The 22,848-nt window shown below is 44.1% G+C and carries 23 protein-coding genes and 1 pseudogene; 15 read left to right on the forward strand and 9 right to left on the reverse strand.

All coding sequences use genetic code 11. The features are described 5' to 3' along the window. Positions 1-28: 28 nt before the first annotated feature. The 6 genes from AB4384_RS15090 to AB4384_RS15115 all read left to right on the forward strand — a co-directional run bounded on the left by AB4384_RS15090 (position 29) and on the right by AB4384_RS15115 (position 7,349). Entirely contained in the window at positions 29-1,825 is a 1,797-nt protein-coding gene (locus AB4384_RS15090) for a M3 family oligoendopeptidase (protein ID WP_372129757.1), read from the forward strand. A gap of 278 nt (positions 1,826-2,103) precedes the next feature. Further along, positions 2,104-3,132, forward strand: coding sequence for a succinylglutamate desuccinylase (locus AB4384_RS15095; RefSeq protein ID WP_017059157.1), 1,029 nt, complete (start codon positions 2,104-2,106; stop codon positions 3,130-3,132). A 133-nt stretch (positions 3,133-3,265) separates the two neighbouring features. Next, the gene (gene btuC / locus AB4384_RS15100) at positions 3,266-4,261 is read left to right on the forward strand and encodes a vitamin B12 ABC transporter permease BtuC (protein ID WP_017065523.1); all 996 of its coding nucleotides are present in this window, start codon (positions 3,266-3,268) and stop codon (positions 4,259-4,261) included. Beyond that, complete coding sequence (gene btuD, locus AB4384_RS15105) at positions 4,248-5,006, forward strand: vitamin B12 ABC transporter ATP-binding protein BtuD (RefSeq protein ID WP_102320088.1); 759 nt, start codon at positions 4,248-4,250, stop codon at positions 5,004-5,006. Before btuC ends, btuD begins: the two co-directional genes overlap by 14 nt. A gap of 29 nt (positions 5,007-5,035) precedes the next feature. Continuing rightward, a complete protein-coding gene (locus AB4384_RS15110; RefSeq protein WP_102320089.1) occupies positions 5,036-5,395 on the forward strand; it encodes a DUF6559 family protein in 360 nt (119 codons plus the stop codon). Between the two features lie 487 nt (positions 5,396-5,882). Beyond that, positions 5,883-7,349: a lytic polysaccharide monooxygenase gene (locus AB4384_RS15115; protein ID WP_372129763.1), complete on the forward strand. Its 1,467-nt coding sequence runs from the start codon at positions 5,883-5,885 to the stop codon at positions 7,347-7,349. 224 nt (positions 7,350-7,573) lie between these two features. Here the strand turns inward: AB4384_RS15115 and AB4384_RS15120 are convergent, their stop codons facing one another. The 3 genes from AB4384_RS15120 to AB4384_RS15130 all read right to left on the reverse strand — a co-directional run bounded on the left by AB4384_RS15120 (position 7,574) and on the right by AB4384_RS15130 (position 9,524). Continuing rightward, positions 7,574-7,807 (reverse strand): hypothetical protein, encoded by a 234-nt coding sequence (locus tag AB4384_RS15120; protein WP_102393880.1) that lies wholly within the window; start codon positions 7,805-7,807, stop codon positions 7,574-7,576. Positions 7,808-7,866: 59 nt separating this feature from the next. Continuing rightward, on the reverse strand, positions 7,867-8,586 hold the full coding sequence (locus tag AB4384_RS15125; RefSeq protein WP_102393881.1) for a hypothetical protein: 720 nt from the start codon (positions 8,584-8,586) through the stop codon (positions 7,867-7,869). A 98-nt stretch (positions 8,587-8,684) separates the two neighbouring features. After that, a complete protein-coding gene (locus AB4384_RS15130; RefSeq protein WP_017068280.1) occupies positions 8,685-9,524 on the reverse strand; it encodes a LysR family transcriptional regulator in 840 nt (279 codons plus the stop codon). Positions 9,525-9,717: 193 nt separating this feature from the next. Here AB4384_RS15130 and gntH point away from each other — a divergent pair, with 193 nt between their 5' ends. The 4 genes from gntH (at position 9,718) to AB4384_RS15150 (ending at position 13,284) form a co-directional block, all read left to right on the forward strand. Further along, positions 9,718-11,343 carry a guanitoxin biosynthesis MBL fold metallo-hydrolase GntH gene (gene gntH, locus AB4384_RS15135; RefSeq protein ID WP_102393882.1) on the forward strand — a complete coding sequence of 542 codons (1,626 nt, stop codon included), beginning with the start codon at positions 9,718-9,720 and terminating at the stop codon, positions 11,341-11,343. A gap of 126 nt (positions 11,344-11,469) precedes the next feature. Further along, a complete protein-coding gene (locus tag AB4384_RS15140) occupies positions 11,470-11,985 on the forward strand; it encodes a hypothetical protein (RefSeq protein ID WP_017068282.1) in 516 nt (171 codons plus the stop codon). A 185-nt stretch (positions 11,986-12,170) separates the two neighbouring features. After that, positions 12,171-12,680 (forward strand): hypothetical protein, encoded by a 510-nt coding sequence (locus tag AB4384_RS15145; RefSeq protein WP_102398476.1) that lies wholly within the window; start codon positions 12,171-12,173, stop codon positions 12,678-12,680. Positions 12,681-12,795: 115 nt separating this feature from the next. Beyond that, positions 12,796-13,284 carry a GNAT family N-acetyltransferase gene (locus AB4384_RS15150; RefSeq protein ID WP_017068284.1) on the forward strand — a complete coding sequence of 163 codons (489 nt, stop codon included), beginning with the start codon at positions 12,796-12,798 and terminating at the stop codon, positions 13,282-13,284. Between the two features lie 156 nt (positions 13,285-13,440). On the opposite strand, the gene AB4384_RS15155 is transcribed toward AB4384_RS15150, so the two are convergent. Then, the gene (locus AB4384_RS15155; protein ID WP_304564037.1) at positions 13,441-14,016 is read right to left on the reverse strand and encodes a nucleoside triphosphate pyrophosphohydrolase family protein; all 576 of its coding nucleotides are present in this window, start codon (positions 14,014-14,016) and stop codon (positions 13,441-13,443) included. A gap of 213 nt (positions 14,017-14,229) precedes the next feature. Between AB4384_RS15155 and AB4384_RS15160 the strand changes: the two genes are divergently transcribed. After that, positions 14,230-15,300 (forward strand): diguanylate cyclase domain-containing protein, encoded by a 1,071-nt coding sequence (locus tag AB4384_RS15160; RefSeq protein ID WP_017070903.1) that lies wholly within the window; start codon positions 14,230-14,232, stop codon positions 15,298-15,300. A 28-nt stretch (positions 15,301-15,328) separates the two neighbouring features. Here the strand turns inward: AB4384_RS15160 and AB4384_RS15165 are convergent, their stop codons facing one another. Both AB4384_RS15165 and AB4384_RS15170 read right to left on the reverse strand, forming a co-directional pair. Further along, complete coding sequence (locus tag AB4384_RS15165) at positions 15,329-15,895, reverse strand: DUF1415 domain-containing protein (protein WP_102393884.1); 567 nt, start codon at positions 15,893-15,895, stop codon at positions 15,329-15,331. Between the two features lie 85 nt (positions 15,896-15,980). Further along, positions 15,981-17,180, reverse strand: a complete 1,200-nt coding sequence (locus tag AB4384_RS15170) for an MFS transporter (RefSeq protein ID WP_372129758.1) — start codon at positions 17,178-17,180, stop codon at positions 15,981-15,983. Positions 17,181-17,290: 110 nt separating this feature from the next. Here AB4384_RS15170 and AB4384_RS15175 point away from each other — a divergent pair, with 110 nt between their 5' ends. Continuing rightward, complete coding sequence (locus AB4384_RS15175; protein WP_372104381.1) at positions 17,291-18,163, forward strand: LysR family transcriptional regulator; 873 nt, start codon at positions 17,291-17,293, stop codon at positions 18,161-18,163. Positions 18,164-18,252: 89 nt separating this feature from the next. Here AB4384_RS15175 and AB4384_RS15180 read toward each other — a convergent pair whose 3' ends face one another. Next, the gene (locus tag AB4384_RS15180) at positions 18,253-18,489 is read right to left on the reverse strand and encodes a glutaredoxin family protein (RefSeq protein ID WP_016786183.1); all 237 of its coding nucleotides are present in this window, start codon (positions 18,487-18,489) and stop codon (positions 18,253-18,255) included. 137 nt (positions 18,490-18,626) lie between these two features. Between AB4384_RS15180 and AB4384_RS15185 the strand changes: the two genes are divergently transcribed. After that, the gene (locus tag AB4384_RS15185; protein ID WP_004734935.1) at positions 18,627-19,124 is read left to right on the forward strand and encodes a YgjP-like metallopeptidase domain-containing protein; all 498 of its coding nucleotides are present in this window, start codon (positions 18,627-18,629) and stop codon (positions 19,122-19,124) included. A gap of 4 nt (positions 19,125-19,128) precedes the next feature. Then, entirely contained in the window at positions 19,129-20,451 is a 1,323-nt protein-coding gene (gene rlmF / locus AB4384_RS15190; RefSeq protein ID WP_372129759.1) for a 23S rRNA (adenine(1618)-N(6))-methyltransferase RlmF, read from the forward strand. 89 nt (positions 20,452-20,540) lie between these two features. Here rlmF and pilW read toward each other — a convergent pair whose 3' ends face one another. Continuing rightward, a complete protein-coding gene (gene pilW / locus AB4384_RS15195) occupies positions 20,541-21,308 on the reverse strand; it encodes a type IV pilus biogenesis/stability protein PilW (RefSeq protein WP_372129760.1) in 768 nt (255 codons plus the stop codon). 168 nt (positions 21,309-21,476) lie between these two features. Next, positions 21,477-22,418 (reverse strand): homoserine O-succinyltransferase, encoded by a 942-nt coding sequence (gene metA, locus AB4384_RS15200; protein ID WP_017059174.1) that lies wholly within the window; start codon positions 22,416-22,418, stop codon positions 21,477-21,479. A 275-nt stretch (positions 22,419-22,693) separates the two neighbouring features. Between metA and AB4384_RS15205 the strand changes: the two are divergent. After that, positions 22,694-22,828 (forward strand): annotated as a pseudogene (locus tag AB4384_RS15205) (ATP-binding protein); the annotation flags it as partial. Positions 22,829-22,848: the final 20 nt, after the last annotated feature.

A 22,848-nucleotide genomic window follows, 5' to 3' on the forward strand; every position in this document is an offset into this window, starting at 1 on the left:
TTACTACCTACGTGAAAGGAATTTAGTCATGACAACACCAAGTTGGGATCTAAGCATTGCTTATAGCGATCTTAATGATGCAAAAATCGAACAGGACATTGAACTCATTCAGCAGTGCATTGAGCTGTTGAACCTACACGTTGAAAAGCGTCATATCATTCTAGCGATGCAAAACGCGATTCATACTTCAGAAGCGGCAGGCACGTTACTGAGTACAATCAACACCTTCGCTAATTGCCACGCATCGGTCGACGCGACCCACACAGAAGCCAAAGCGTTGCTTGGCCGTGTTGCAAAGCTTAACTCTGAAATGTCTCAAGCGTTTAGCCCTTATGAAGACACGCTGATTCACGCTGAACCAGAGTTTATTGATGCGGTTTTAGAACACGAGAGTGCAGATGTTGCAGGCCAACGCTTCGCGATTGAGAGTTCACGTAAGCTTTCAAGCAGCCGACTCAGTGTGGCTGAAGAACAGCTGTTAGCAGCAATGAAAGTGGATGGCCGTGATGCATGGGGTCGTTTATACGACAACCTAACGGGCTCTTTGAAACTGTCGCTAAAACTTGATGGTGAAGAAGAAGCGCTTGGTTTCTCACAAGCGGCGAGCTTGTTGTACGGCAGCGAATTCGACAAACAAGAGCCTGCATGGCGCGCTGTTCAAGGTGCAATGAAGACACACCAAGAGTCATTTGCTTCGATTCTAAATGCGCTTGCAGGTTGGCGCCTGACTGAAAACAAAAAGCGTTCGAAAATCTCAGATGTACATTTCTTAGATCCAAGCTTGCACGGCAGCCGAATTGTGCCTGAAACGCTAGACACCATGATGTCTGTGGCGAAAGCTAATCGCGCAGTAGGCCAGAAAGCGGGTCTGTTGATGGCAAGAGTTCATGGCTTAGATGAAATGAAGCCATGGAACCACTTAGCTGCGATGCCGCCGCTTGGTGACGCTGAATCTAAGGTTTATCCATTTGATGAAGCGATTGAAGTGATCAAAACTGCCTTCGCTGAAGTGAACCCAGAGATGGCTGACTTCGTTGCTTTGATGGTTGAGAATGGTTGGATTGATGCCGCACCAGCAGCCAACAAGCGTTTAGGTGCTTACTGTACTAAGTTTGCCGCGACACGCACACCGCTTGTGTTCATGACATGGAGCGGCAGCCGCTCTGACTTAATGACATTGGCACACGAGCTAGGCCATGCGTTCCACAACTGGGTAATGAAAGACATGCCGTTGTGTCAAACACGCTACCCAATGACGCTAGCAGAAACCGCTTCTATCTTTGCTGAAAACATCGTTCGTGATCACTTGTTAACGCAAGCTCAAACACGTAACGAGAAACTTGAGATGTTATGGGAAGAGTTGTCTTCTTCACTCGCTTTAATGGTGAACATTCCAGTGCGTTTCGAATTCGAAAAAGCCTTCTACGAGCAGCGTGAAAAAGGCGAGCTAACGGCTCAGCAGCTGTGTGACTTGATGGAAACGACTTGGAAAGAGTGGTATGGCGATGCAATGACAGAAGCTGACCCTTACTTCTGGGCGAGCAAACTGCATTTCAGCATCTCTCAAGTAAGCTTCTACAACTACCCATACTTGTTCGGTTACCTGTTCAGTAAAGGTGTTTACGCTCAGCGCGATGCGAAAGGTGAGCAATTCTACGGCGATTACGTTTCGTTGCTTCGTGATACGGGCAGCATGATGGCGGAAGAAGTCGTTCAAAAGCACTTAGGAATGGACCTGACTCAAGCTGATTTTTGGCAACAAAGCATCGACATGGTCAAAGTTCAAATCGATGAATTTGAAAGATTGCTCGATCAGGAAGATTAATTGATCTCAATCTGTTCATAGCAGGTAAGAGCTGTGTTAGCTTACGTGGCTCTTATCTTGCTGGCATAACCTGAGATAAGCCGAAACAACCAAAAGTCTCTTTAAATAGAGAAAGTTATTTGGAACAGATGTCGGTTAGTAAAGTCAGCAGGTAATATAAAAATATATGGGTAGTATTTGTGAGTGATAACGGAGTTTCTGTTGATAAGTGCGATCCTAGCAACACAATTTCTATGTACAATTTATTAACATACGGCCGTGCAATTAAGGAGTAGCGCATGACGAAGACCCTCTTTCGCCAATCATTTCTTTTTGACAGCCTAGATCTTGAGCAAGAAGTGTTTGCAGGACAGACCGTACTGAGTAACGGTGTTCAAATTAAGCTTCATCAACGCGGTGTCTTGGAAGTGATTCCCGCGGATTTTAATTCTGAAACCAAGAACATCATTTTTTCAACCGGTGTTCATGGCGACGAAACTTCACCAATGGAGCTGATCGATAAGCTCATTGAGGATATTGAAACAGGTTTCCAAGTAGTAAACGCGAGATGCTTGTTTATCATAGCTCACCCAGAAGCCACTAACGCGCATACTCGTTTTCTTGATGTGAACATGAATCGTCTGTTTGATGAAAAGCAGTACGAGAGCAATCGAGAAGTGGATATCGCGAAGAACTTGAAGTTCTTGGTGACTGAGTTTTACAAAGAAACGGAACCTGCCACTCGTTGGCATCTAGATTTGCACTGTGCAATCCGTTTATCTAAGCATTACTCGTTTGCAGTGAGCCCTAAAGTTCGCCACGAAGTACGCAGTAAAGAGCTGTTTGATTTCATTAACAGTGCGCACGTGGAAGCAGTGTTGTTGTCAAATGCGCCAACCAGTACATTCAGTTGGTACAGTGCTGAAAACTTCGAAGCGCAAGCACTGACAATGGAACTAGGGCAGGTCGCGAGAATTGGTGAGAACCAACTTGATAAGCTAACGGCTTTTGACTTGGCGATGCGTAACTTGATTGCTGAAGTTGAGCCAGAGCATTTACCTAAGCGAACCATCACTTATCGCGTGAGCAGAACCATTGTTCGTTTACATGATGACTTCGATTTCATGTTCTCAGATTCTGTAGAGAACTTTACCGCGTTCAAGCACGGTGAAGTATTCGGTCATGATGGTGATAAACCGTTAATGGCTAAGAATGAAAACGAAGCGGTGGTGTTCCCTAATCGTAATGTTGCTATCGGTCAACGAGCAGCCTTAATGGTGTGTGAAGTTGAAACGCGATTCGACCATGGTCAGCTTGTGTACGATTAATATCGACTCGGGTTTAAACGACGAAAACAACCGCTCAACTGGTTGAAATATCAAGGTTCACATTACGGTGTGAGCCTTGAGTTTATTTGGGGATACAGGTAAGGTTACGCGAACATTTTCAAAGTAGCTTGATATGGATTTCCAACAACTTCTTCACCAAAAACAGCGCAAATGGACTAGAGCCATTTATCTGATGGCAGCACTGCTTGTCGCGCTGAGTGCGATTTACCTAATGGTTGGCGATCTTTTCATTTCCCCTCTGGGCACATTGTCCACGTTAGAACAAAAACTACTGGTTGATTTACGCTTACCTCGACTATTGGCGGCTATTGCTATCGGGGCAGGGTTAGCCGTATCTGGCGCAAGTTTACAAGTCTTATTGGGTAACGTATTAGCAGAGCCCGGTGTGCTCGGCATTTCTGGTGGTGCAAGCTTGGCGATGGTTATCGTACTGTTCTTCTTGCCGTTTGCTCCTACCCCAGAACTGTTCATGATTGCCGCCGTTTTAGGGTCACTTTGTTTTACCGTGATTCTAGTGAGCATGGTAAAAACCATGCGACTCACCACGGCTAAATTACTGCTAGTGGGTGTCGCGTTAGGCATTCTTTCTGGCGCGATGGTGACATGGGCGTTCTATTTTAGTGATGACTTAAGTCTACGCTTATTGATGTATTGGCTGATGGGCAGCTTAGGTGGCGTCACTTGGTATCAACACTCGCTCACGTTGGTGATGATCCCCGTGATTATTTGGCTGTGCCTGCAAGGTAGTAAGCTAGATAAGTTAATGATTGGCGAAACGCATGCCGCACAGTTAGGCGTAAACGTACCGAGATTGCGCTGGCGTCTAATTTTCGCCGTGTCTATTTTAGTCGGCTGCGCGGTAGCTTTAGGTGGCGTGATCAGCTTTGTTGGCTTGGTTGTGCCACACTTGTTGCGTTTAGCGATTGGTACTGATAACAAATACCTTCTTCCTTTGTCTGCCGTTGCTGGCGCTGCGTTGTTGGTGTTTGCTGATATCTGTGCAAGAACCTTATTAGATTCCGCAGAGCTGCCTTTGGGTGTGATGACCACCAGTATCGGTGCGCCTATCTTCATTTGGATGTTAATTAAAAATCATGATTCAAATTAAGAGCCTGAGCGTCGGCGCTCGTTTATTACCACTATCATTTGAGCTCAAGCAAGGGCAGGTGACTCACGTTATCGGCCCTAATGGCAGCGGTAAAAGTACCTTGCTCGAAGCGATATCTGGAATTGGTGATGGTTACAAAGGCGATATAAAGATCGACGGGCAGGATTTGTCGGAGCTGTCTTTACAAGATTTATCATTGCATCGCGCTTACTTGTGCCAAAGCGCAAGGCCAGCCTTCAACTTAGAAGTGTTCCAATATCTTGCATTGTCACTGCCAGGCTCCTCACACGGCCTTGATGCTGAAATCAACGCAGCTTTGGAAGAAATCAGCCAGATGCTAGACATTGCAGACAAACTTCATCGCTCAATTCAGACACTGTCTGGTGGTGAATGGCAACGCGTACGTTTGGCGGGAATGTGCCTGCAAATTTGGCCGACACTTAACCCATACGCGAAGCTGCTGATCCTCGACGAACCCGCAGCTCCGTTGGATATTGCTCAAGAAGCCTTGTTGTACAAGCTTATCGAACGAGTGGCTGAGAAGGGCATTGCGGTTATTATGGCTAACCACGACCTGAACCGAACCTTGAGGCATGCCGACCAAGTACTGCTGCTCGAAAAGGGCGTACTACAAGCATCTGGCAGTGCAGAGCAAGTGCTTGTGCCTGAACAGCTAGAATCCGTATTTAACACGCAAGTAAAAAGCATCTCGGTCGACAATCAAACTTATCTGCTGTTTGGTTAACTTAAGCTCATCAATACAAGGCAATCTATATGTTTAGATATATTCAACGACGACGAATCAAGAAAGTAATCAAATCACTTTCTGCAAAGTTGGTGAAAGCGTACGGAAGCAGTGACTTTTTCTCTATTGGGCAAGTAGAAACGAGTTCATGTGAATTAAGTAAGCGCCAACAACTGGTTGCCTTAGCATTGTTTGCTGATCCACAAGACCTTGCTGCTGAAATTGCTCCAGCCATTCAATTGCTGCGTAATAATGTGTCTAATGACTTCTTCGGTGGTGAGGAATATAACGCGCGTGATGTACTTAATTTGTTGGGCGGTGGCGGTTGGAAGGGCGGTCGTATGGACGATGATATGTCGAATCGATTTGGCATGAATAGCCGCTATTAGTTTAGCTCGTTCAAATTAACGTTTAATGATTTATCCATTTATAAACGTATACGCTCAATAGCTTAGCGACTTTACAGCAGTCTCAACAACGTAATAATAATGATGATAAAAAGCACTCAATATCATTATTTATGCGAGCGTTTCACTCCAATTAATTCAATGAAAAAATACCTTCCTAGCGATCTATTTTCTTAGGGAATGCGTAATTTTTGTCGGTAAAAATTGATAATTCGAACCAATATCATCTATCTACAACGCATTTGTTTGAGTTGTGTGATGCTGATTCCTATTAATATAAAACCCGCTGTTATTGATAAAATTGACGTATATATTTTTCGTTGTTCTTTAAGTCGGAAACTATAAACCTTCGAATTACGGTGCTGGTTGGTTAGTAACCAATTGGTTTTGTGTTTAGGGTAAAATAATAGAGAGTGGGAAAGTGACAACAATAAATAATAATATTCTAAAAATAGCAGTGGGTATGGCTATGCTATCGAGTGTGCCGTCAGTGGCAAATGCTCATGGTTGGTCTGAGTTTCCAAGCGCGCGTCAGAACACGTGTTACGAGCAAGGCGGGATTTGGTCGGGTACACCACCTAATGCTGCGTGTGCTCAAGCAAAAGACATTTCGGGTTCATACCCGTTTGTTCAACGTAACGAGTACGCGAAAAATGTCCAAGATTTCAATAATATCAATGCTGTAAAAGCGGCGATTCCTGACGGCACGTTATGTTATGCCAACGATTCGCAAAAACGCGGCATGGGTGCGCCTCATACTGGTTGGACTCGTACCGAGCTAAATACTGGTACGTTTGAATATGTATTCAATGCGACAGCGCCACACAACCCTTCTTTCTGGGAGTTCTACCTAACGAAACCAAACGCGGACCTAAGCAAAGGCCTAGCGTGGGGAGACTTAGATCTTATCCAAGAAGAGGGTAACGTTCCGGTTAATGGCAGCAAGTACCGCATTAATGTCACTATTCCTTCAGACCGTTCTGGCGATGCGATTCTATTCGTTCGTTGGCAACGTGATGATGCTGCGGGCGAAGGCTTCTACAACTGTTCAGACATCACTATCGCGGGTGGCACAACCCCTCCACCAGAGCCTACACCTCAACCTGATCTAGTCCGTGGCGACCTGTTTGTTTCTGACCAGTTTGGTACGCCAGAAATTGGTGATACGGTTAAGTACGACATCATCAACAAGTACGGTGAAGTCGCGCGTAGCTTCGACATCGTTATCGACGCTTCAAACGTTAACGATTGGGCTCGCTTGTTGGCTTCAGAGATTAACGGCTGGCACGAAGAGTTTAAAGATGGCGCGATCTTCATTGGTGATTGGCACGCTGAAATGCAGCACTACATGTACTTCCAAAACGATCCTTCACGTAACTTCTTTAACTCAAAAGATAGCCGTGCTTCTGGTCAGTTAACGCTGATTGATGGTGGCGACGGTGGTGTTGAACCATTAAAAGGCGACATCTACGAGCTAGTGAAGAGTGACAACGTAGTGAATGCTGGCGACAAAGTTGTAATTGCAACAAGCGAAGCGGCGACATTGACTCAAACTCAAGGTACTTCTGTAAGCATTCAAAATAACGGCACGGCTTCTATCGTAGTTGATACCACTGGCATCACTGCAAACGAAACTTTATCGTTTATGGCTAGCTCGATTGAAAGCGACAGTTTTGAAACCTTCACTTTTGAAGTAATTGCTGATGAAGGTGGCGTAACACCAGACCCAGATCCAACGCCGGATCCTGATCCGACTCCTGACCCAGACCCTACGCCAGATCCAGGTACGTGGGACTCATCAGCGACTTACCTTGGTGGCGAAGTCGTGACTTACTCGAACCAGTCATGGAAAGCACAATGGTGGGTTCAAGGTGGTACTAACCCTAAAGCGACTTACGAAAATGACAAATGGGGCGTTTGGCGTCCAGCCAACTAATCTTAACTATTGTTAGTTAATTAGCCTTGCAATAATAACCAAGACACCACACTTTTTGACGAGTGTGGTGTCTTTTTTAGCGTCTGCATTTGCGGTTTTGAATGTCATCAGCCTAGAAAAAGTGATTCAGGAACGGAGTCTTAATCACTCAGCACGGCTCTATAAGAAGATGAGAGTTATATAGAAAACAAGAGCTATATAACGTTTTGTAATGTGTTGAAGAATTATTTCAGAATAAGGTTTTCTTTAATCTCATCGTTAAGATACCCCTGATCAAAATCTGGTGTCATAAATTCGACGGAGGAGGAGTCTAGATAGCTGGTTTCTAGATGACTCGGCTCTAGATAATGGGGGTCTAAGTGATCAGCACTTACGTAGGTGGGAATCGCAGAAAACAAAACGATACTGATCGCTGCAGCGATATTAATGGCTTTGTTGCGTTGAGGAGTCATTTTCATAGTAGTGCCCTCGAAAGGTGGGCAAATCCATCTGCCTATGAGAATTGAATCTGAGATGTTTAGAAGTCGTAAGACAAACCAAGCGTAATGATATTGTCGTTGTCGATCGGGCCCATCGATTGGCCGTTCAAGTAAAGGTCACCTTCGTTGGTATTGAAGTAGGTGTATTTCACGTAGGGTGTCCAGTCGTCGATGCTTTTAGAGAGAACGACTTCGTGCTCATTGGTACGGTAGTCGCCTTGATGAAAGATTACGTTGTCATCGTTGTGGGTAAACCCGCCATTGGATCCATCACTGTTTTCGTGAGTGTATTGATAAGCTAAATCCCAGCCTGCGAGTGAGTACCCCGCACCGGCGATGAACTTATTGGTGTTGATCGTGGTGTCGCTTACATTCTCGAGTACTTGCCCTGACTGGTTATATCCCAATCCACCGAATACATTGAAGTTGTCGTTCACTTGATAATCGATAATACCTTCGATTAATAACTCTTCACCGTTGTCCCATTTACCGAGTTCACCGTATAGGTTGAACGTGAAGGATTCGCTGATGTGAAAGTCGTGTCCGTAACCCGCGGCTAGCCAACCCTGGTCATCAAAACCTATATAGACTTGTCCATTTTCTGAGGTATCGATTAATGCGCCAGCTTCTGTGGTGTAGACACCGTTATCAGCAGCATTAGAGGCAACGTTTTGTTCGATGTAAACTTGAGTCGAAGTCGCAAACGCTGCGCTGCTGAGTAACGTAAGTGGTAGAGCAATAAGGTTAAGTTTTTTCATGGATTCTCCAGTGTCGTTCTATTGAATTAACTTGCTAGAGAGTATGTGATTAAACTGAATTTATATTAATAGGGTTAACTTTAGTTAAAACCTCAGTTTCATTTATGTTTCCTTAATGCTGATTTGATTGCTTCACGGGTTTTGATGTGCTGTTCGTCTTTAGCGTAGCGGCGGTGATAGAGCATTCGAAACGTGATCGGTCTTAATTTGATGGGGATAGGGTGAACGCGTAAGCCAAGCGCTGGTGCAAGCATTTCTGCAAAAGAGCGAGTAGAAGCGGCGATATAATCTGTCGTGCTTGCCAAAATCAGCATGCTTGAAATTGAGCTGGTTTCAATTCTGACTTTTCTCGGCTCGATATCGCTCTCTGATAAAAACTCGACCGTGTTCATGTTGGCGCGTTTGATCTTGAGCGCAATATGTTCCTCTTGGAAATACTCTTCTTTACTTAGTGTCTCACCAATTCGAGGGTGGTTGATTCGAGTCAGACACACGGGCTCCTCATCGACGATGGTTTCTTCAATCAATGAGTGTTTCTTACTCGAAAGTACATCAATGACGATATCTACTTTTTGTGCAGTAAGCGCATCAAACAGTTCTTCCTCTTCGAGTGGCGCTTCCGTAAAGCTTACGCCTTCAACCTGGCTAACGAAATGAAGCAAGCTCTCTGTGCAATAGACTTTAAGGTCATTCTTTTGCTGCTCAACCGTTCCAATGATGTTCAATGGGTCTTCTATCTTATTAGCGAGTGATACCGCTGCTCCAGTAGGCGCGATACCTCGTCCTTCTCTCACAAATAAAGCCTTGCCCACGACACCTTCGAGTCTCTTAATCGCCGCGCTTACCGCGGGTTGAGAAATATCGAGCTGCTCTGATGCCACGGTGATAGAGCTGTGTTTGTAAACGGCCAAAAATGTCGTCAGTAGATTAAGGTCCAAATTCAGTTCCCTCTATTCTTATTGCCACTCATCCAAATCATGGTGGAGTCGTTATTAACTCATAAATGAAATGGAGGTTTTAAGTAAAGTTTACACTATATATCAAGGTTCTGTTTATTAATAAACTTGTTTGTATCGGAGTGAGGAAGGAACTTCATTCATTTACTAAATACTCAGACCGATAGGTGAAACTATGAGAACTTTCGCAAAATTATCAATCATCTCTTCAGCAATGATCATCACGACCACCGCTTTTGCTGCTGACCCAATGATGCAATACAACACCAAGCAAACTAACTCTGATATTCAAAAACTCGAGAAATTTGAATATCACGAGGGTGAAACCCTTGAAGAGTATCTGAGCACTCAACCTAAGGGGAACTTGTATTCTTCAGAAGAAGAAGTGCTTTCTGTGTTAATGGGCGGTGTAAACAATGGTGACTATCGCAAAGAAACCAATTCAGGTTGGAAAGAAGGCCTGATGTTTGAGGGCATTGCACCTTATGGCGATCACATGGTGTCGGGCGCCAACTGGTTCCCACGCACTGAAGAAGTTCAACCGGATGAAATGCGTGTCACGTTCATGGGGACATCACCAATGATTCGCCCGGGGCAGGCAAACACCTCGATATACGTCGAATTGGGTAACGGCTCTAACTTTGTCTTTGATTTAGGTGAAGGATCAATTGCGAACTACGTAGCGGCGGGTGTCGCGATGAATGAACTCGACCATATCTTCATTACTCACTTACACGTAGACCATTACGGCTCGTTACCTTACCTGTATCAATTTGGTGGTTGGAATGGTCGCTGGGAAAAGCCGCTTAACATTTATGGTCCGAGTGGTGCGACTCCAGAATATGGCACTCGTCATATGATTGAAGGCATGCAACAAATGTTGAACTGGCACACCGATGCATTTGATGTGTTCCCATCAGGCAACGACATTGTGGTTCACGAGTTTGATTTCCGCGACGACGGTGGCGTTATCTATGACCAAGACAATGTGGAAGTGATTCACTGGCGACGCAGTCACGCAAAAGATGGCGCGTCTGGTTACCGCTTGAATTGGACTCAAGATGACGGCCGAGTGCTTTCATTTGTTTGGACAGGAGACGGTCGCCCAACAGAGTTGGATTTGAAATACGCAAAAGGTGCAGACTTGTTCATTACTGAGCTGCAAACCGAAACGTTTGGTGTGTCTTCGATTATTCAAGGTGTACCGCCATTCTTAGCACGTTACACCGTTGATACTCACCATACACCAGCGTACGCGGCGGGTTATGTGGCGAATGAAGTACAACCGCGCTTGTTCATGACAACGCACATGACATTCGACCCATATCTCAATGAGGAAACCGTTGCAGAGGTTCGCCACCATTGGCAAGGGCCTTACCACTTCGGTGCGCCAGATGGCATTGTCGTTAACATGACTAAAGATAATGCGTGGGTTCGTGAAGGTATTTTACCTGATTTCCCGAATGCGCGAGCGCCACAATTTGATATGGCCGATGGGTCTGACTTTAGAATCCCGCTGCCGAAAAACAGCCGTGAAGACATACAAGAACAAGAGATTCGTGATTTAGAGTTGGATCCAAAACTGTACTATCCAGAAGGCTACCACCCAGAGCTGTTAACTGAGTGGCCAGTCGACCGTGACATCGTGATCCCAGCTGAACAAGTACCAGAAGCAATGAAGCAAGGTATGAACACCAAGCAAGAATACATGGATAGAGTGCGTGCTCACCACAACCTTGAGCGCAAGTCGGTAAGTCGTCCAACTGAGCCTGGTGAAGGAGCAGGAACCGACAACAAATAGGGTATTTGCAGTGAGGGCTGATATTGCCCTCACATCCTAAAAAGTTAGGTAAATAAACCCATTCTCTTACTCAATCATAAAAACTATTGCTTACAACATCTTTGCTTAGAATATCTGGAGTTCATTATGAAAAAATCAATTTTAGCGGTCGTCATTCTATCTTTAGTGTCAGCGTCTGTTTTCGCTAACGGACAATCAAATGCTCACAACTATCAACCTGGTGCGACGAATAACTCAGAACGTTTAGCGGATATTGATCCTAACTACGAACTGACCTTACCTTCAGAAAAAGAAGGCTACACCATGTATGACAACCAATCCATGTCAGATGGCGGGACCTACACAACGTATGTTAAACCGAATCCTTCCGATGCAATGCATGTCGCCGATGAAGGCTCACTAAAAATAACGCATGGAGAAGGTGGTGTCATTATGACGGAATACACCACAAAGAATGGCCAACACACGTTTTCAGTGATGTGCGGCTACACCTCGGGTCCATCGTACTGGGCTGACGGAAAACCAGCGAAGGTATGTGAAGAGGCGCAAGCACTAGCGGTTGCATTGGAAGCAAAAGGTGAATGGGAGGTGAAGCCAATGACTTACACCATCGCACCAGCAAGAATCGTAGTTGATAAGTGATTTTTGTCTATAGAACGCTCGTTATATCGAGCCTCGTTATCCAATCATATTGATTATTTGTAGTGAGACAGAGGGGTACTCAGGCTGAAATGGTCTTGAAGTTCCCCTTAACTTAGCTCATCTCACAAGAAGCTAAGTCAGCCAACTAATCAAATTTGTATTCGAAAATACAGAAGGTCTATCCCATGAAAAATACCATTAAGCTACTGGCTATCGCATGTGTTTTACTTACTCCAATGCATGTCGCCGCTGCCGAACATAATCATAGTCACAATCATTTTAACCCTGAATTAGAGAAACTTGGCGACGATATTATTGGTCTAACCGTGTGTTACAAAAATGGTCATCTATCAGATGAGAATCAAGAGCCTGCGTTTATGAACCTTATCAACCATGCCAATGTCGAGGGTGAGGAGTTGGGGATGTACTACATGGATAAGTTGGGTCCTAAAGCGGAGCAAATTATGAGTGATGACGACGCTCGTCGCTTATGGACTCAAGATTATTGTGCTGATTTGACTGACACTTATTTGGATTCAGATAAGTTAGCTCAAAGATCAAATGAACATCAAAGTCATTCACACGGCCACGATCATGGACATCACCATAATCACGATCACCATGGACATGGTGACTTGACACCGGAGGTACTTGAGCAAGATATTGAGAGAGGGCGTTTACTCAGTATCAATTAAGCCCAATAAGATAAGTTCATCTAACCTATTGTTAAATATTCACTATTTGATAGTGTGTCTAGGTGCACATTAAGGATGTGTTTCATATTTAGCGATGAAAATAGTAGGAGTTGCGATGAGTATTATAGTGAGACGGTCTGAACCGTCAGATGCAAAGGGAATAAAAGAAGTTTACGAATGCACTAATGCTTATACCGGTACGCTGCAACTCCCAAATCCATCTCTGGAAAGCTGGCAAAAACGAATCTCTAATATGCCTGATAACGTGTACTCGTATGTCGCGATGATCGACGATGAGATTGTTGGCAACTTGGGAATGGAAGTGTGCGTGAATCCAAGAAGACGACATGTGGCTTCATTTGGTATGGGTGTTAAAGACGATGTGCTAGGCAAAGGTGTGGGTAGTCAGCTGCTCGCGACCGCGATCGACTTGTGTGATAACTGGATTAACATCAAGCGAATGGAGTTAACGGTATACACCGATAATGAAAGAGCGATCAGCCTGTATAAGAAGTTCGGTTTCGTGATTGAAGGAGAGTCCGCAGGGTTCGCTTTCAGAAATGGCGAATATGTGGCGGCTTATCATATGGCTCGACTGGTATAGCATTTAGCTACGATTAACACACAGCTACGATTAACACAGTTAGAATTAACTGACAGATAATAAAACGCCACGTTATTTAAACGTGGCGTTTGCTATTTTGGTGCGCTGGTGCTTTAAAGAGCTACAGCCATAACCTTAGTTCAGTCGTAAACTTAGTTAAGCCGTTAGTGGCTCAAGGTTCGCAGGACGGTAGTGTACAGATTTTAGTACTTTACCTTGGCGAACTGTCTTGCCTTCCGATACGAAATCTTCCGCACACTTAGCGATGATGTATTCGCCTTTTTGAACCGCCATCAGCTTGATGTTCTGCTCAGCATAGAAAGCTTCTGTTTCAGCATATTCAGTTTCGTTGCGACATACTTTGCTCATGTTGCTTGAGTGTACTTCGTCCCAGCAAGGTAAGAAGTCAATTGAGCGGTTTTTAGAAACATTCAACAGTAGGTCGATCAGGTAGCTGATTGCTAGGTTGTCTTCAACCTTAGCTTGGCCAAGGTGAACCAGACGTCCCATCAAAACATAAACGCTGTCTACGATAGCGTCCGCTTGTTCGATTTTAGAGTCAGCTTCTGCAAGTTCTGTTAGCTCTTCGATCGCTAGAGAGGTATGTAGCGTATCGCCTTTTTCGTCCATTGTTTCAGGAGCAGCAACCGGCAGATCAAAAGTACTGCGGAACTCTTCAATGTCGCGGTAAAGGTGATCGTAGATTTCTTGGTTTAGTTGAGAAAGGTTCATATTCCTATCCATTTTGTTTCGTTAATGGATCATTTTAACAAAGGTAGTAATGGGGTGCTAACGCAAAGTGGAAGAACGCGACTTTTATTCATTGGACCAATGAGGTATTTTGCATACAAACTAATTGATTATTATGTTTTTTTACACTTTACTCTTCTTAATATACGAAATATTAATGTTGCCATTAATGTCAGCAGTAGTGGAATCCCATTTATGAACCAAGCCAGTGAAAGCGAAATTGTTATACGCCGCTTGTATCAAATCACCAATGATTATCGAAAGGGCTTCGATATTCAGATCGCTCAGCTGCTTATTATGGGGCTTGAACGCTTCAACCTTGATATTGGTATCTTATCGAAAGTCGATGGCAATACTTATGTTGTTGAACATTGTGTTACGCCTGAAGGGGTAGAACTCAATAGCGGTGACACTTTTGATTATCGTTCAACCTATTGCGAAATTACCTGTAAATCGATTGGTCCTATCTGTATTGAGCATTGTGGCAAACACGATAAGTATGCGAAGCATCCTGCTTACCAGTCTTTTGGCTTGGAGTCTTATATTGGGGTTCCCATTTTCGTTAATGATGAGCTTTATGGCACCTTAAACTTTTCAAGCCCAGCACCCTATCATCGTGAGTTCAAAGAGTTCGATGTCGACGTGATGAGACTAATGGCATCATGGATCGAAGTGGAGCTGGTTAGAAGGCAGCAAGAACGAAAACTCAAAGAGTTGAATGAGAAATTGGAGTATCAAGCTCTGTATGATCCTCTGACACACTTGCCAAATAGACGTTGCTTGTTTAAAACGTTGAATGCGGAAGTCGAGCAGTTAAAAGGCTCTTTAGGAAAGGGAACCTTGGCGGTTGTCGACATCGACTTCTTTAAACAGGTTAACGACATTTACGGTCACCAAATGGGCGATGTTGTATTAAAGAAAGTGGCGAGCGTGCTGAACAATAACACTCAAAAGGGTGAGTTTGTGGCGCGTTTTGGTGGTGAAGAGTTCATTCTTTGGTATCCAAATAAAACACCAAACTATGTTGAAGATAAGTTCATGACTCTTTTGCAAGAGATGAAGAAAATCACACTGGATCGAAAGCCTGTCACTATATCAATTGGTGCGTGTCATTTTGAGTTGAGTACAGGGGATACCAAAGGGGAAAGGATGTCGGCGTTAGATAAGCTCATCAAAGTTGCCGATGAGTGTCTGTACATTGCGAAACAAAATGGACGAGATCAGTTCATTTCTCGTCCATATCATCAAGAGCGCTCAGGAATATGAGCCATCATGTTAGCGATTAACTGAACTATTAACTAAACAAGTAAGGGAACAGTTGACGGCGTTCTTCTGGCGTTAAAGACTCAACTCTTGCGATGTTGGTGTCTGGGATCGCTTCAGGGTTAGGGTAGTGCTTCAGTACCTTTTCCATGCTTGCTTCACGAATCAAATGGTAAACAGGGTATGGAGAGCGATTCGTTAGGTTTTCATCGTCTTCTGGATCCGCACCACCAAAGCAATAGTCAGGATGGAACGTTGCCACTTGGTAAACGCCTTCCCAGTCTTGCTGTTTGATCAACGCTTCAACCCAATCAATGAACATGTTGTAGTCGAAGAAATCTTGCAGCATGTTAGGAACCACCACTAAAGTCGTCTCTAATTCAGCAACTGGCGTATTATCTAACTCTACGAAATGCGTCATGATGTCTTCCAGTAACGCTTCTTCCGTATTCGCTTCACTCACAAAGATCTTAATCTGTTTATTACGTTGTGGCTTGGCTGCGAATGGACACAGGTTTAGGCCAATAACGACATCGTCTAACCACTGTTTTACTTGGTCGTGGATGGTTTGAAGATCTGTGCTTTGAGTGTTCGACATAACAGGTTCCGAAATGAAATTTTGCGTAGGATATCAGAACGGACGTCAATCAAAAGCAATAATTGAGTTACAACCTTAGTCGTACTTATGCTTGTGCAAGTTTAGACGCCGATACTTGTAGCTGTTTCAACTGGTAGACCCAAGCAAATATCGCAACATAGAAGATTGAACCGCCCGCAATCACGCCATTCCAACCGAACAGTTGCCAGCAATACAAGAGTAAGAAACCACCTAAGCTCCCGCCAATATAATAGTGAACCAAGTAAAGTGCGGTTGCTGTCGCCTTAGCGCTTGGTGCTTTTTGACTTACCCAAGAGTAGGCAAGGGTATGGGCGAAGAACGCACCGCCACTAATCAATAACAAGCCTGCTAGCATGAACGGGACTTTGTCGACGGCAGAAATTAGCATTCCGATTAAGCTAATACACACACCCATCAATATTCCGCTTAACGGGTCAAAGCGAAGTGTCCATTTGTTCGAGAGCTTAGAGCTTACCGTTCCGGCCAAGTAACATAGGAATATCAGTGAAGCTAAACCTACAGGCACTGAGTGAGGTTCGGATACCAACCTAAAGCCCATTACTGAATACAAGTTAACGAACAGCGCGAAGTTAGCGCCACCAATCAACATCGCGAGCCACAAGGTACGGTTTCTTAAGTGCATTACAACCGAGCGGTTATGATGAAAGAACAACCCTTTCTGAGGTTTGAAGTTTTGTTGGTCAGGCAGGCTATACGCAATATAGAGTGCGCCGATTAAGGAGCCGACCACGAAAAACACTACCGTAGCGTGCCAGTCAAAGTAATCCGTGATTAAGCCCCCGAGTACACGTCCGAAAATTCCACCCAATGAGTTGGCTGCAATATAACCGCCGATCGCGACTGCGAATGCTTTGGGTGATAACTCTTCGACCATATAAGCAACAGCCACGCCCGCAAAAGCAGCAACGGCGATTCCCATGAATGCTCTGGCAATAACAAGTTGCAGTAGAGTGGTTGTGAACACCATGCTCAATCCAATCAAAGGAATAGCGAACAGACTGAACAGAATAATGGGTTTTCGACCAAAGGTTTCAGAAGCGATTGCCCAAGGCACCAAACTGATTGAAAGCCCAAGTGTTGTCGCGGCAAATAACCAGTTGATCTGAGTTTCAGATACTTGGAAGTGCTCCGCCATGTGCGGCAAGATAGGCTGAAAGAGGTAAAGGTTACAGAAAATGATAAATGAACCAATCGCCAATGATTGAGTGATACGTTTGTATTGAGGACTGCCTTTATCAAACATTTACGTTGTGCCTGCGCGAGTTAGTAAGCTATTTGTGAACAAGTTATCAGTACAGGTGTGATTAAAGAAATATATTAAAAATATCACCTCTATATATTAAATATATCGCCATGCTTGAATCAAAACCACTTCGACATTTTCTGGCTGTTGCTCAGTTTGGTAACTTCACCCAGGCGGCCAAAGCGCTGCATATCGCACAGCCTGCATTGAGTATCTCCATTAAAAAACTAGAACAGACACTAGAGTTGATTCTATTTCGTCGAGGCGATAAATCCGTCACTTTAACGGAGGAGGGCAAAGTACTGTTTGAGCATGCAAAGCGAATCGCCCAGCAGTTTGATGATGCTCAGCTCGCGATGAATGAACTAAAGGGGCTAGAAAAAGGCGAGGTTCGATTAGGCGCTCCAAGTATGATGGGCAGTTACTTTTTCCCCCAAGTAGTGATGGCATTTAAAAGCCAATACCCAAACCTAAAGTTGACCTTGATTGATGCTGGCACCGCATCGATTCGTGAAATGCTGTTAAACGGCGAACTCGATATTGGCGTAATTAATCATGAGAACGTTCCAGATGATTTGGAAACGGATCATCTGTTAAGCTCAGAAATGTTAGCTGTAGTTGGCAAAGATCACCCACTGGCAACGCAACCATCCATCACCTTTGAAGAATTTTTTGCTCAAGAGCTGATCATGTTTAAATCGGGCTATTTCCACCGCGATTTTATTGATGCGACCTGTAAGAAGTACGATCTTGATATGACCATTGCGTTTGAAACCAACTTGCTCCCGATGATTCTTTCTATCGTTAAACAAGAGTTTGCGATCACCGCGCTGTTGAGCTTAGTTACGGAATATGAGAAAGACGTGATAGGCGTGCCATTTAAAGACCCTGTAAAACTGAATCTATCGTTGGCCTGGAGAAAGGAAGGGTATTTGTCGAAAGCTGACAGAACCTTTATTGATTTCGTTAAGCGGTATGTGTGATTTAGTAAGATTTAAATAAACAAAGCCCGAACATCCTAGATTGGATATTCGGGCTTTGTTGTATAGAAGTATGACTGGCTCAGAGCACGTTAGGTGTTCTTTGAGTTATACATCTTATCGAAGTTTTTCTGATTCCAGCCGACCATCACTTGATCGCCGATTTTAAGCACGGGGATAGAACGAGCACCCATTGCTTGCAATTCTTTACGGCCACGCTGCATCTTTGCATTCGTCAGGCGGTAAACAATTTTCTTAGAGTCTAAATACCTTTGGGCATCTTTACAGTGCGGGCATTTGTCTGCGACGTACAATACAACACGTTTCATTTTTTCATTCTCTTGGTGAATCTCGCTAAAGTGTAACGAATCCTAGGTGATTAGAAAAGTGTGATCAGTTACACTATGCGGCTCAATTTTCAAGACCACAACGTATTGTCGTGGTGTAACTTGTACGGTCTTTCAGCATGCATCCTTCTTTACGCTATATTCAAGGCTATCCTAAGCACATTCTTGATCCTGTTACTCAACTTGTAGAGTCGGGTAAATTGGTGCCTTGGTTTGAAGCTCGCTACCCAAAGAATCATGAAATAAAAAGCGAGAAAGCCCTGTTTGACTATGCGATTGAGATAAAAAATCGCTACATGAAAAAAACACCACCGATCAGCAAAGTGATTTACGACGGCAAGATACACCTAATCAATAATGCGTTAGGTCTGCATTCTTACGTTGCTAAGAATCACGGTGGAAAGATCAAATCAAAGAATGAAATTCGTATCGCCAGTGTTTTTAAAAATGCACCAGAACCTTTGCTAAGAATGCTGGTGGTACACGAACTGGCGCATATCAAAGAGAAAGAGCACGACAAAGCCTTTTACCAACTATGCTGTCACATGGAACCGGAATATCATCAACTTGAGTTGGATGCCCGTTTATTCATGATGTATTTAGATTTAAAGAAGTAGCCCAATGAGCCAATCACAAAATAGAACGACGCTAAGCCTGTCGAAAAACAGCACTTCATCAGCAAAAACAAAAGACAACCAAGCTGATGTTAAGCCAAGTACAGCTAAGCCAAGCAGCGACAAGCGTATTTCTACAAAGAACACATCTGATAAAAGCCGCAAGAATAGCGCACCTAAAGGCGCGGGCAATAACAAAGCAAAGCGACCTTTTGCAAAAGACAGTAAAGGGAAGCAGGGTGCAAATAAAGGATCATCGAATAAGGGTTCTTTCAATAAAACGGCTTTTAACAAGAACGCAGCTCAGAAAAGACGCTCGGCTGAAAAACCTCAAGGTGGATTACACCCAAGAAACCAGCACACTGGCCGCTATAACTTCGAGTTACTAGTTGCAGCCTTGCCTGAGCTAAAAGAGCATCTGATCAAGAATCCGGTTGGCGAAGACACCATTAATTTCTCTGATCCATTGGCCGTTAAGCTACTCAACAAAGCTTTGTTGGCGCATCACTATGGCGTTAAACATTGGGATATTCCTGCTGGTTACTTGTGCCCGCCAATTCCTGGTCGTGCAGACTACATTCACAGAGTGGCCGACATCCTTAATAGCGATGGCCAAGGTGAACCCTATAACCACGCGTCTGTGAAAGCATTAGATATTGGTGTCGGTGCAAACTGTATCTACCCAATCATTGGTGCGACAGAGTATAAGTGGCGTTGTACAGGGACAGATGTTGATTCAGTCTCCATCAAAACAGCGAACTTCATTGCGGAAAGTAACCCTAATCTAAAAGGTAAGATCCGAGCTCGCCTACAAGCTGACTCAGAATCTATCTTTAAGGGCGTGATTAAGGATAATGAACGTTACGATGTCACAATTTGTAACCCTCCATTCCATAGCTCTCTAGAAGAGGCGGAAAAGGGATCACAACGTAAACTGGATAACCTAGCGGCAAACCGAGCTAAGAAAGCGGGTAAGTCATTCAAGCCAGAAACGAATAAGACGCTAGCTAAGTTAGATAAATCAACTACGCAAAATAAACCAACCTTAAACTTTGGTGGTCAAAAAGCCGAGCTTTGGTGCCCAGGTGGTGAAGCCGCTTTCATTATGAAGATGGCGAGAGAGAGTCAACTTTTTGCTACTCAAGTTTTGTGGTTTACGACATTGATTTCTAAGAAAGATAACGTCGATATGGTTCGTTCAGAGCTTGGCAAGCTTAGAGCTAAACAAGTGAAAGTCGTCGAGATGTCACAAGGCCAGAAGGTAAGTCGCTTTATCGCATGGACCTTTATGGATGACGAACAAAGACAAGAGTGGATCGCGCTAAAATAGCGGCTGCACTTAGTTAAGATATTAAGTTGAAATTACGTAGGGGCTTGTTGTTAACGCAACAAGCCCGTTTTTTGTGTTTTTCATATGCGCTAAGCAGAAAGTAACTCATCTAACTTACTCTGATATTTCTTCTCTAGAGCACTGTTACCTGCTTTGTTTTCGAGCTCGACCAAGATTTTAAGCGATGGAATTTGGTAGCCATAACGCTGGTGGAATTTGAATAAACGAAGCCTAGCGTCGTTGTAATCGGCGTCACTCACTTCAATTTTTGATAACTGTAGTATCGATTTCACGCGGTTTGGATCGTGGTCAATCGCTCTGCTGAAGTAGTACTTCGCTTGGTCTGTATTGCCAGCCTTAAATGCGCAAAACGCGGCGTTTTCATAACTTGCAGACACCAAGTAGTAGTAGGGTTGGTCGATGGCGCGATTGAAGTAATTATCGGCTTGTTCGTATTCGCCCTGTTTACACAAGAAGGTACCGTAGTTGTTCAATACATTGCCATTTCTTGAATCAAGACTGAGTGCTTTGCGGTAAGTGGTTCTCGCTTCATCTACTTCACCCACTTGTTCGTAGTAATGCGCCATTGAAAGCCGAGCACGGTAGTAGCTAGGTGCGTGTTTAATCGCGAGCTCAAGGTTTTCACGCGCTCTCACCATATTGCCTTGTCCCATATAGCCCAAACCTAATTCGATTCGAGATTCAGACATCGCGATAGGATCACTTTCAATCTTTGGCGGTCCTTCAGTGACAGAGACACAACCGGCCAAGGAAAGCGAGGCAAGTAGTACCACACTTGATAACGAAAGAGGGCGGGACAACGAAATCGGATTTGAAAATGATGGCTTGGCAGGCATGTGAAGCTCCTTATGAACACCAACCCATCATATGAAATCAAACCCATTGAAGTCGTAAATCTATCATGGAATGCGACCCACACACCATAAAAAAACCGCGTCCAATTCGTCGTTTTATCAACAACATACTGAACACGGTTTATGTGTTTGTGAATCGGAAGAAAGAACTTAATCGTCTTTGGTAAAGTTGTCTTCGCTGAAATGATCCAGATCGTAAGGCGTTTGTTGGTAAACGCAGTAGTTTAGCCAGTTTGAGAACAACAAGTGTCCGTGGCTGCGCCAGCTTGCAACCGGTTTGTTGTCTGGATTGTTATTCGGGTAGTAGTTGATTGGTATCACAGGCTCCATGCCTTCACCCAAATCTCGAATGTACTCATTGTGAAGTGTGTGAGAGTCGTACTCAGGGTGACCCGTTACAAACACGTTTCGTTTATCTTTGGTCGCCGCTAGATATACACCCGCAACATCAGAAGTCGCAAGAACATCAAGGTCGGTATGCTCTGCTAAGTACTCTTGAGAGAAGTCCGCATAGCGAGAGTGCGGAGCTAAGAATGTATCGTCGAAGCCACGTAAAATAGGGTGGTATGGGTTATGTATCTCGTGATTATAAACACCAGACAACTTCTCTTTACGCGTGCGTTTTGGCAAATCATACAGTAATTTCAAACCAGCCTGAGCCGCCCAACACACGTATAGAGTTGAAGTAACGTGCTTGTTTGCCCATTCCATGATGGTTTTCAGATGGTCCCAGTAGATAACATCTTCAAATTGAACCAAGCCAAGCGGCGCACCAGTGATGATCAATCCATCAAAGTTTCTTCCTTTGACCATTTCAAATTGGCGATAGAAGTTATCAAGGTGTTCAGTCGGTGTGTTTTTACTTGGTCGATCATCAATGCGCAGCAGCTCTACATCAACTTGCAATGGGCTGTTCGATAGTAGGCGTAAAAATTGAGTTTCAGTTTCAATCTTCTTCGGCATTAGGTTGAGGATCAAGACTCGAAGTGGACGAATTTCCTGTGTCGATGCTCTTGATAACGGCATAACGAAGATGTTTTCTTCACGAAGAACATCGGATGCTGGCAATTGGTCTGGAATGCGAATAGGCACAGCTTTCTCCCTAAGCTAGATATGTAGACGTCTATACATCTAAATCTATAGTAGTTTGGTACGCTTGTCGATATGCAAAATGGATAGATGTAAATTATTTGTGTTTTCTATCAGAAGCAATCCACGCACTTCGAGGGGAGTCTCATTGTATTCAGTGATTGTCTGAGTCGTGTGTAAGTACTTGGTTTTCGTATGCTGAGCAGAGGCAGTTATCAGAGCAACTCGTTACTATTTACGATAAACTCATGTTTTCAAATTAGCCTGTACAGTGACAGATGAAGTTAATACTCATTCGAGGGTTGCCCGGTTCTGGCAAATCAACAAAAGCAAAAACCTACGATGCATTGCATGTCGAAGCCGATATGTATTATGTGAATGAGCAAGGTGAGTACCATTTTGATCCTAGGCAGGGCTTTGTTTCCTAATTGGA

Origin of the sequence: Vibrio sp. 10N.261.51.A4 (assembly GCF_041471945.1) — a bacterium.
GTDB lineage: Bacteria > Pseudomonadota > Gammaproteobacteria > Enterobacterales > Vibrionaceae > Vibrio > Vibrio crassostreae_C.

Coding starts and splice junctions, on each gene's coding strand:
- AB4384_RS15165 (WP_102393884.1), bottom strand. CDS start 15,895: ATGTCGAACACTCAAAGCACAGATCTTCAAACCATCCACGACCAAGTA.
- gntH (WP_102393882.1), top strand. CDS start 9,718: ATGAGAACTTTCGCAAAATTATCAATCATCTCTTCAGCAATGATCATC.
- AB4384_RS15150 (WP_017068284.1), top strand. CDS start 12,796: ATGAGTATTATAGTGAGACGGTCTGAACCGTCAGATGCAAAGGGAATA.
- btuD (WP_102320088.1), top strand. CDS start 4,248: ATGATTCAAATTAAGAGCCTGAGCGTCGGCGCTCGTTTATTACCACTA.
- AB4384_RS15180 (WP_016786183.1), bottom strand. CDS start 18,489: ATGAAACGTGTTGTATTGTACGTCGCAGACAAATGCCCGCACTGTAAA.
- AB4384_RS15170 (WP_372129758.1), bottom strand. CDS start 17,180: ATGTTTGATAAAGGCAGTCCTCAATACAAACGTATCACTCAATCATTG.
- AB4384_RS15095 (WP_017059157.1), top strand. CDS start 2,104: ATGACGAAGACCCTCTTTCGCCAATCATTTCTTTTTGACAGCCTAGAT.
- AB4384_RS15155 (WP_304564037.1), bottom strand. CDS start 14,016: ATGAACCTTTCTCAACTAAACCAAGAAATCTACGATCACCTTTACCGC.
- AB4384_RS15185 (WP_004734935.1), top strand. CDS start 18,627: ATGCATCCTTCTTTACGCTATATTCAAGGCTATCCTAAGCACATTCTT.
- AB4384_RS15110 (WP_102320089.1), top strand. CDS start 5,036: ATGTTTAGATATATTCAACGACGACGAATCAAGAAAGTAATCAAATCA.
- AB4384_RS15120 (WP_102393880.1), bottom strand. CDS start 7,807: ATGAAAATGACTCCTCAACGCAACAAAGCCATTAATATCGCTGCAGCG.
- AB4384_RS15160 (WP_017070903.1), top strand. CDS start 14,230: ATGAACCAAGCCAGTGAAAGCGAAATTGTTATACGCCGCTTGTATCAA.
- rlmF (WP_372129759.1), top strand. CDS start 19,129: ATGAGCCAATCACAAAATAGAACGACGCTAAGCCTGTCGAAAAACAGC.
- pilW (WP_372129760.1), bottom strand. CDS start 21,308: ATGCCTGCCAAGCCATCATTTTCAAATCCGATTTCGTTGTCCCGCCCT.
- AB4384_RS15125 (WP_102393881.1), bottom strand. CDS start 8,586: ATGAAAAAACTTAACCTTATTGCTCTACCACTTACGTTACTCAGCAGC.
- AB4384_RS15140 (WP_017068282.1), top strand. CDS start 11,470: ATGAAAAAATCAATTTTAGCGGTCGTCATTCTATCTTTAGTGTCAGCG.
- btuC (WP_017065523.1), top strand. CDS start 3,266: ATGGATTTCCAACAACTTCTTCACCAAAAACAGCGCAAATGGACTAGA.
- AB4384_RS15090 (WP_372129757.1), top strand. CDS start 29: ATGACAACACCAAGTTGGGATCTAAGCATTGCTTATAGCGATCTTAAT.
- AB4384_RS15175 (WP_372104381.1), top strand. CDS start 17,291: ATGCTTGAATCAAAACCACTTCGACATTTTCTGGCTGTTGCTCAGTTT.
- AB4384_RS15115 (WP_372129763.1), top strand. CDS start 5,883: ATGCTATCGAGTGTGCCGTCAGTGGCAAATGCTCATGGTTGGTCTGAG.
- AB4384_RS15145 (WP_102398476.1), top strand. CDS start 12,171: ATGAAAAATACCATTAAGCTACTGGCTATCGCATGTGTTTTACTTACT.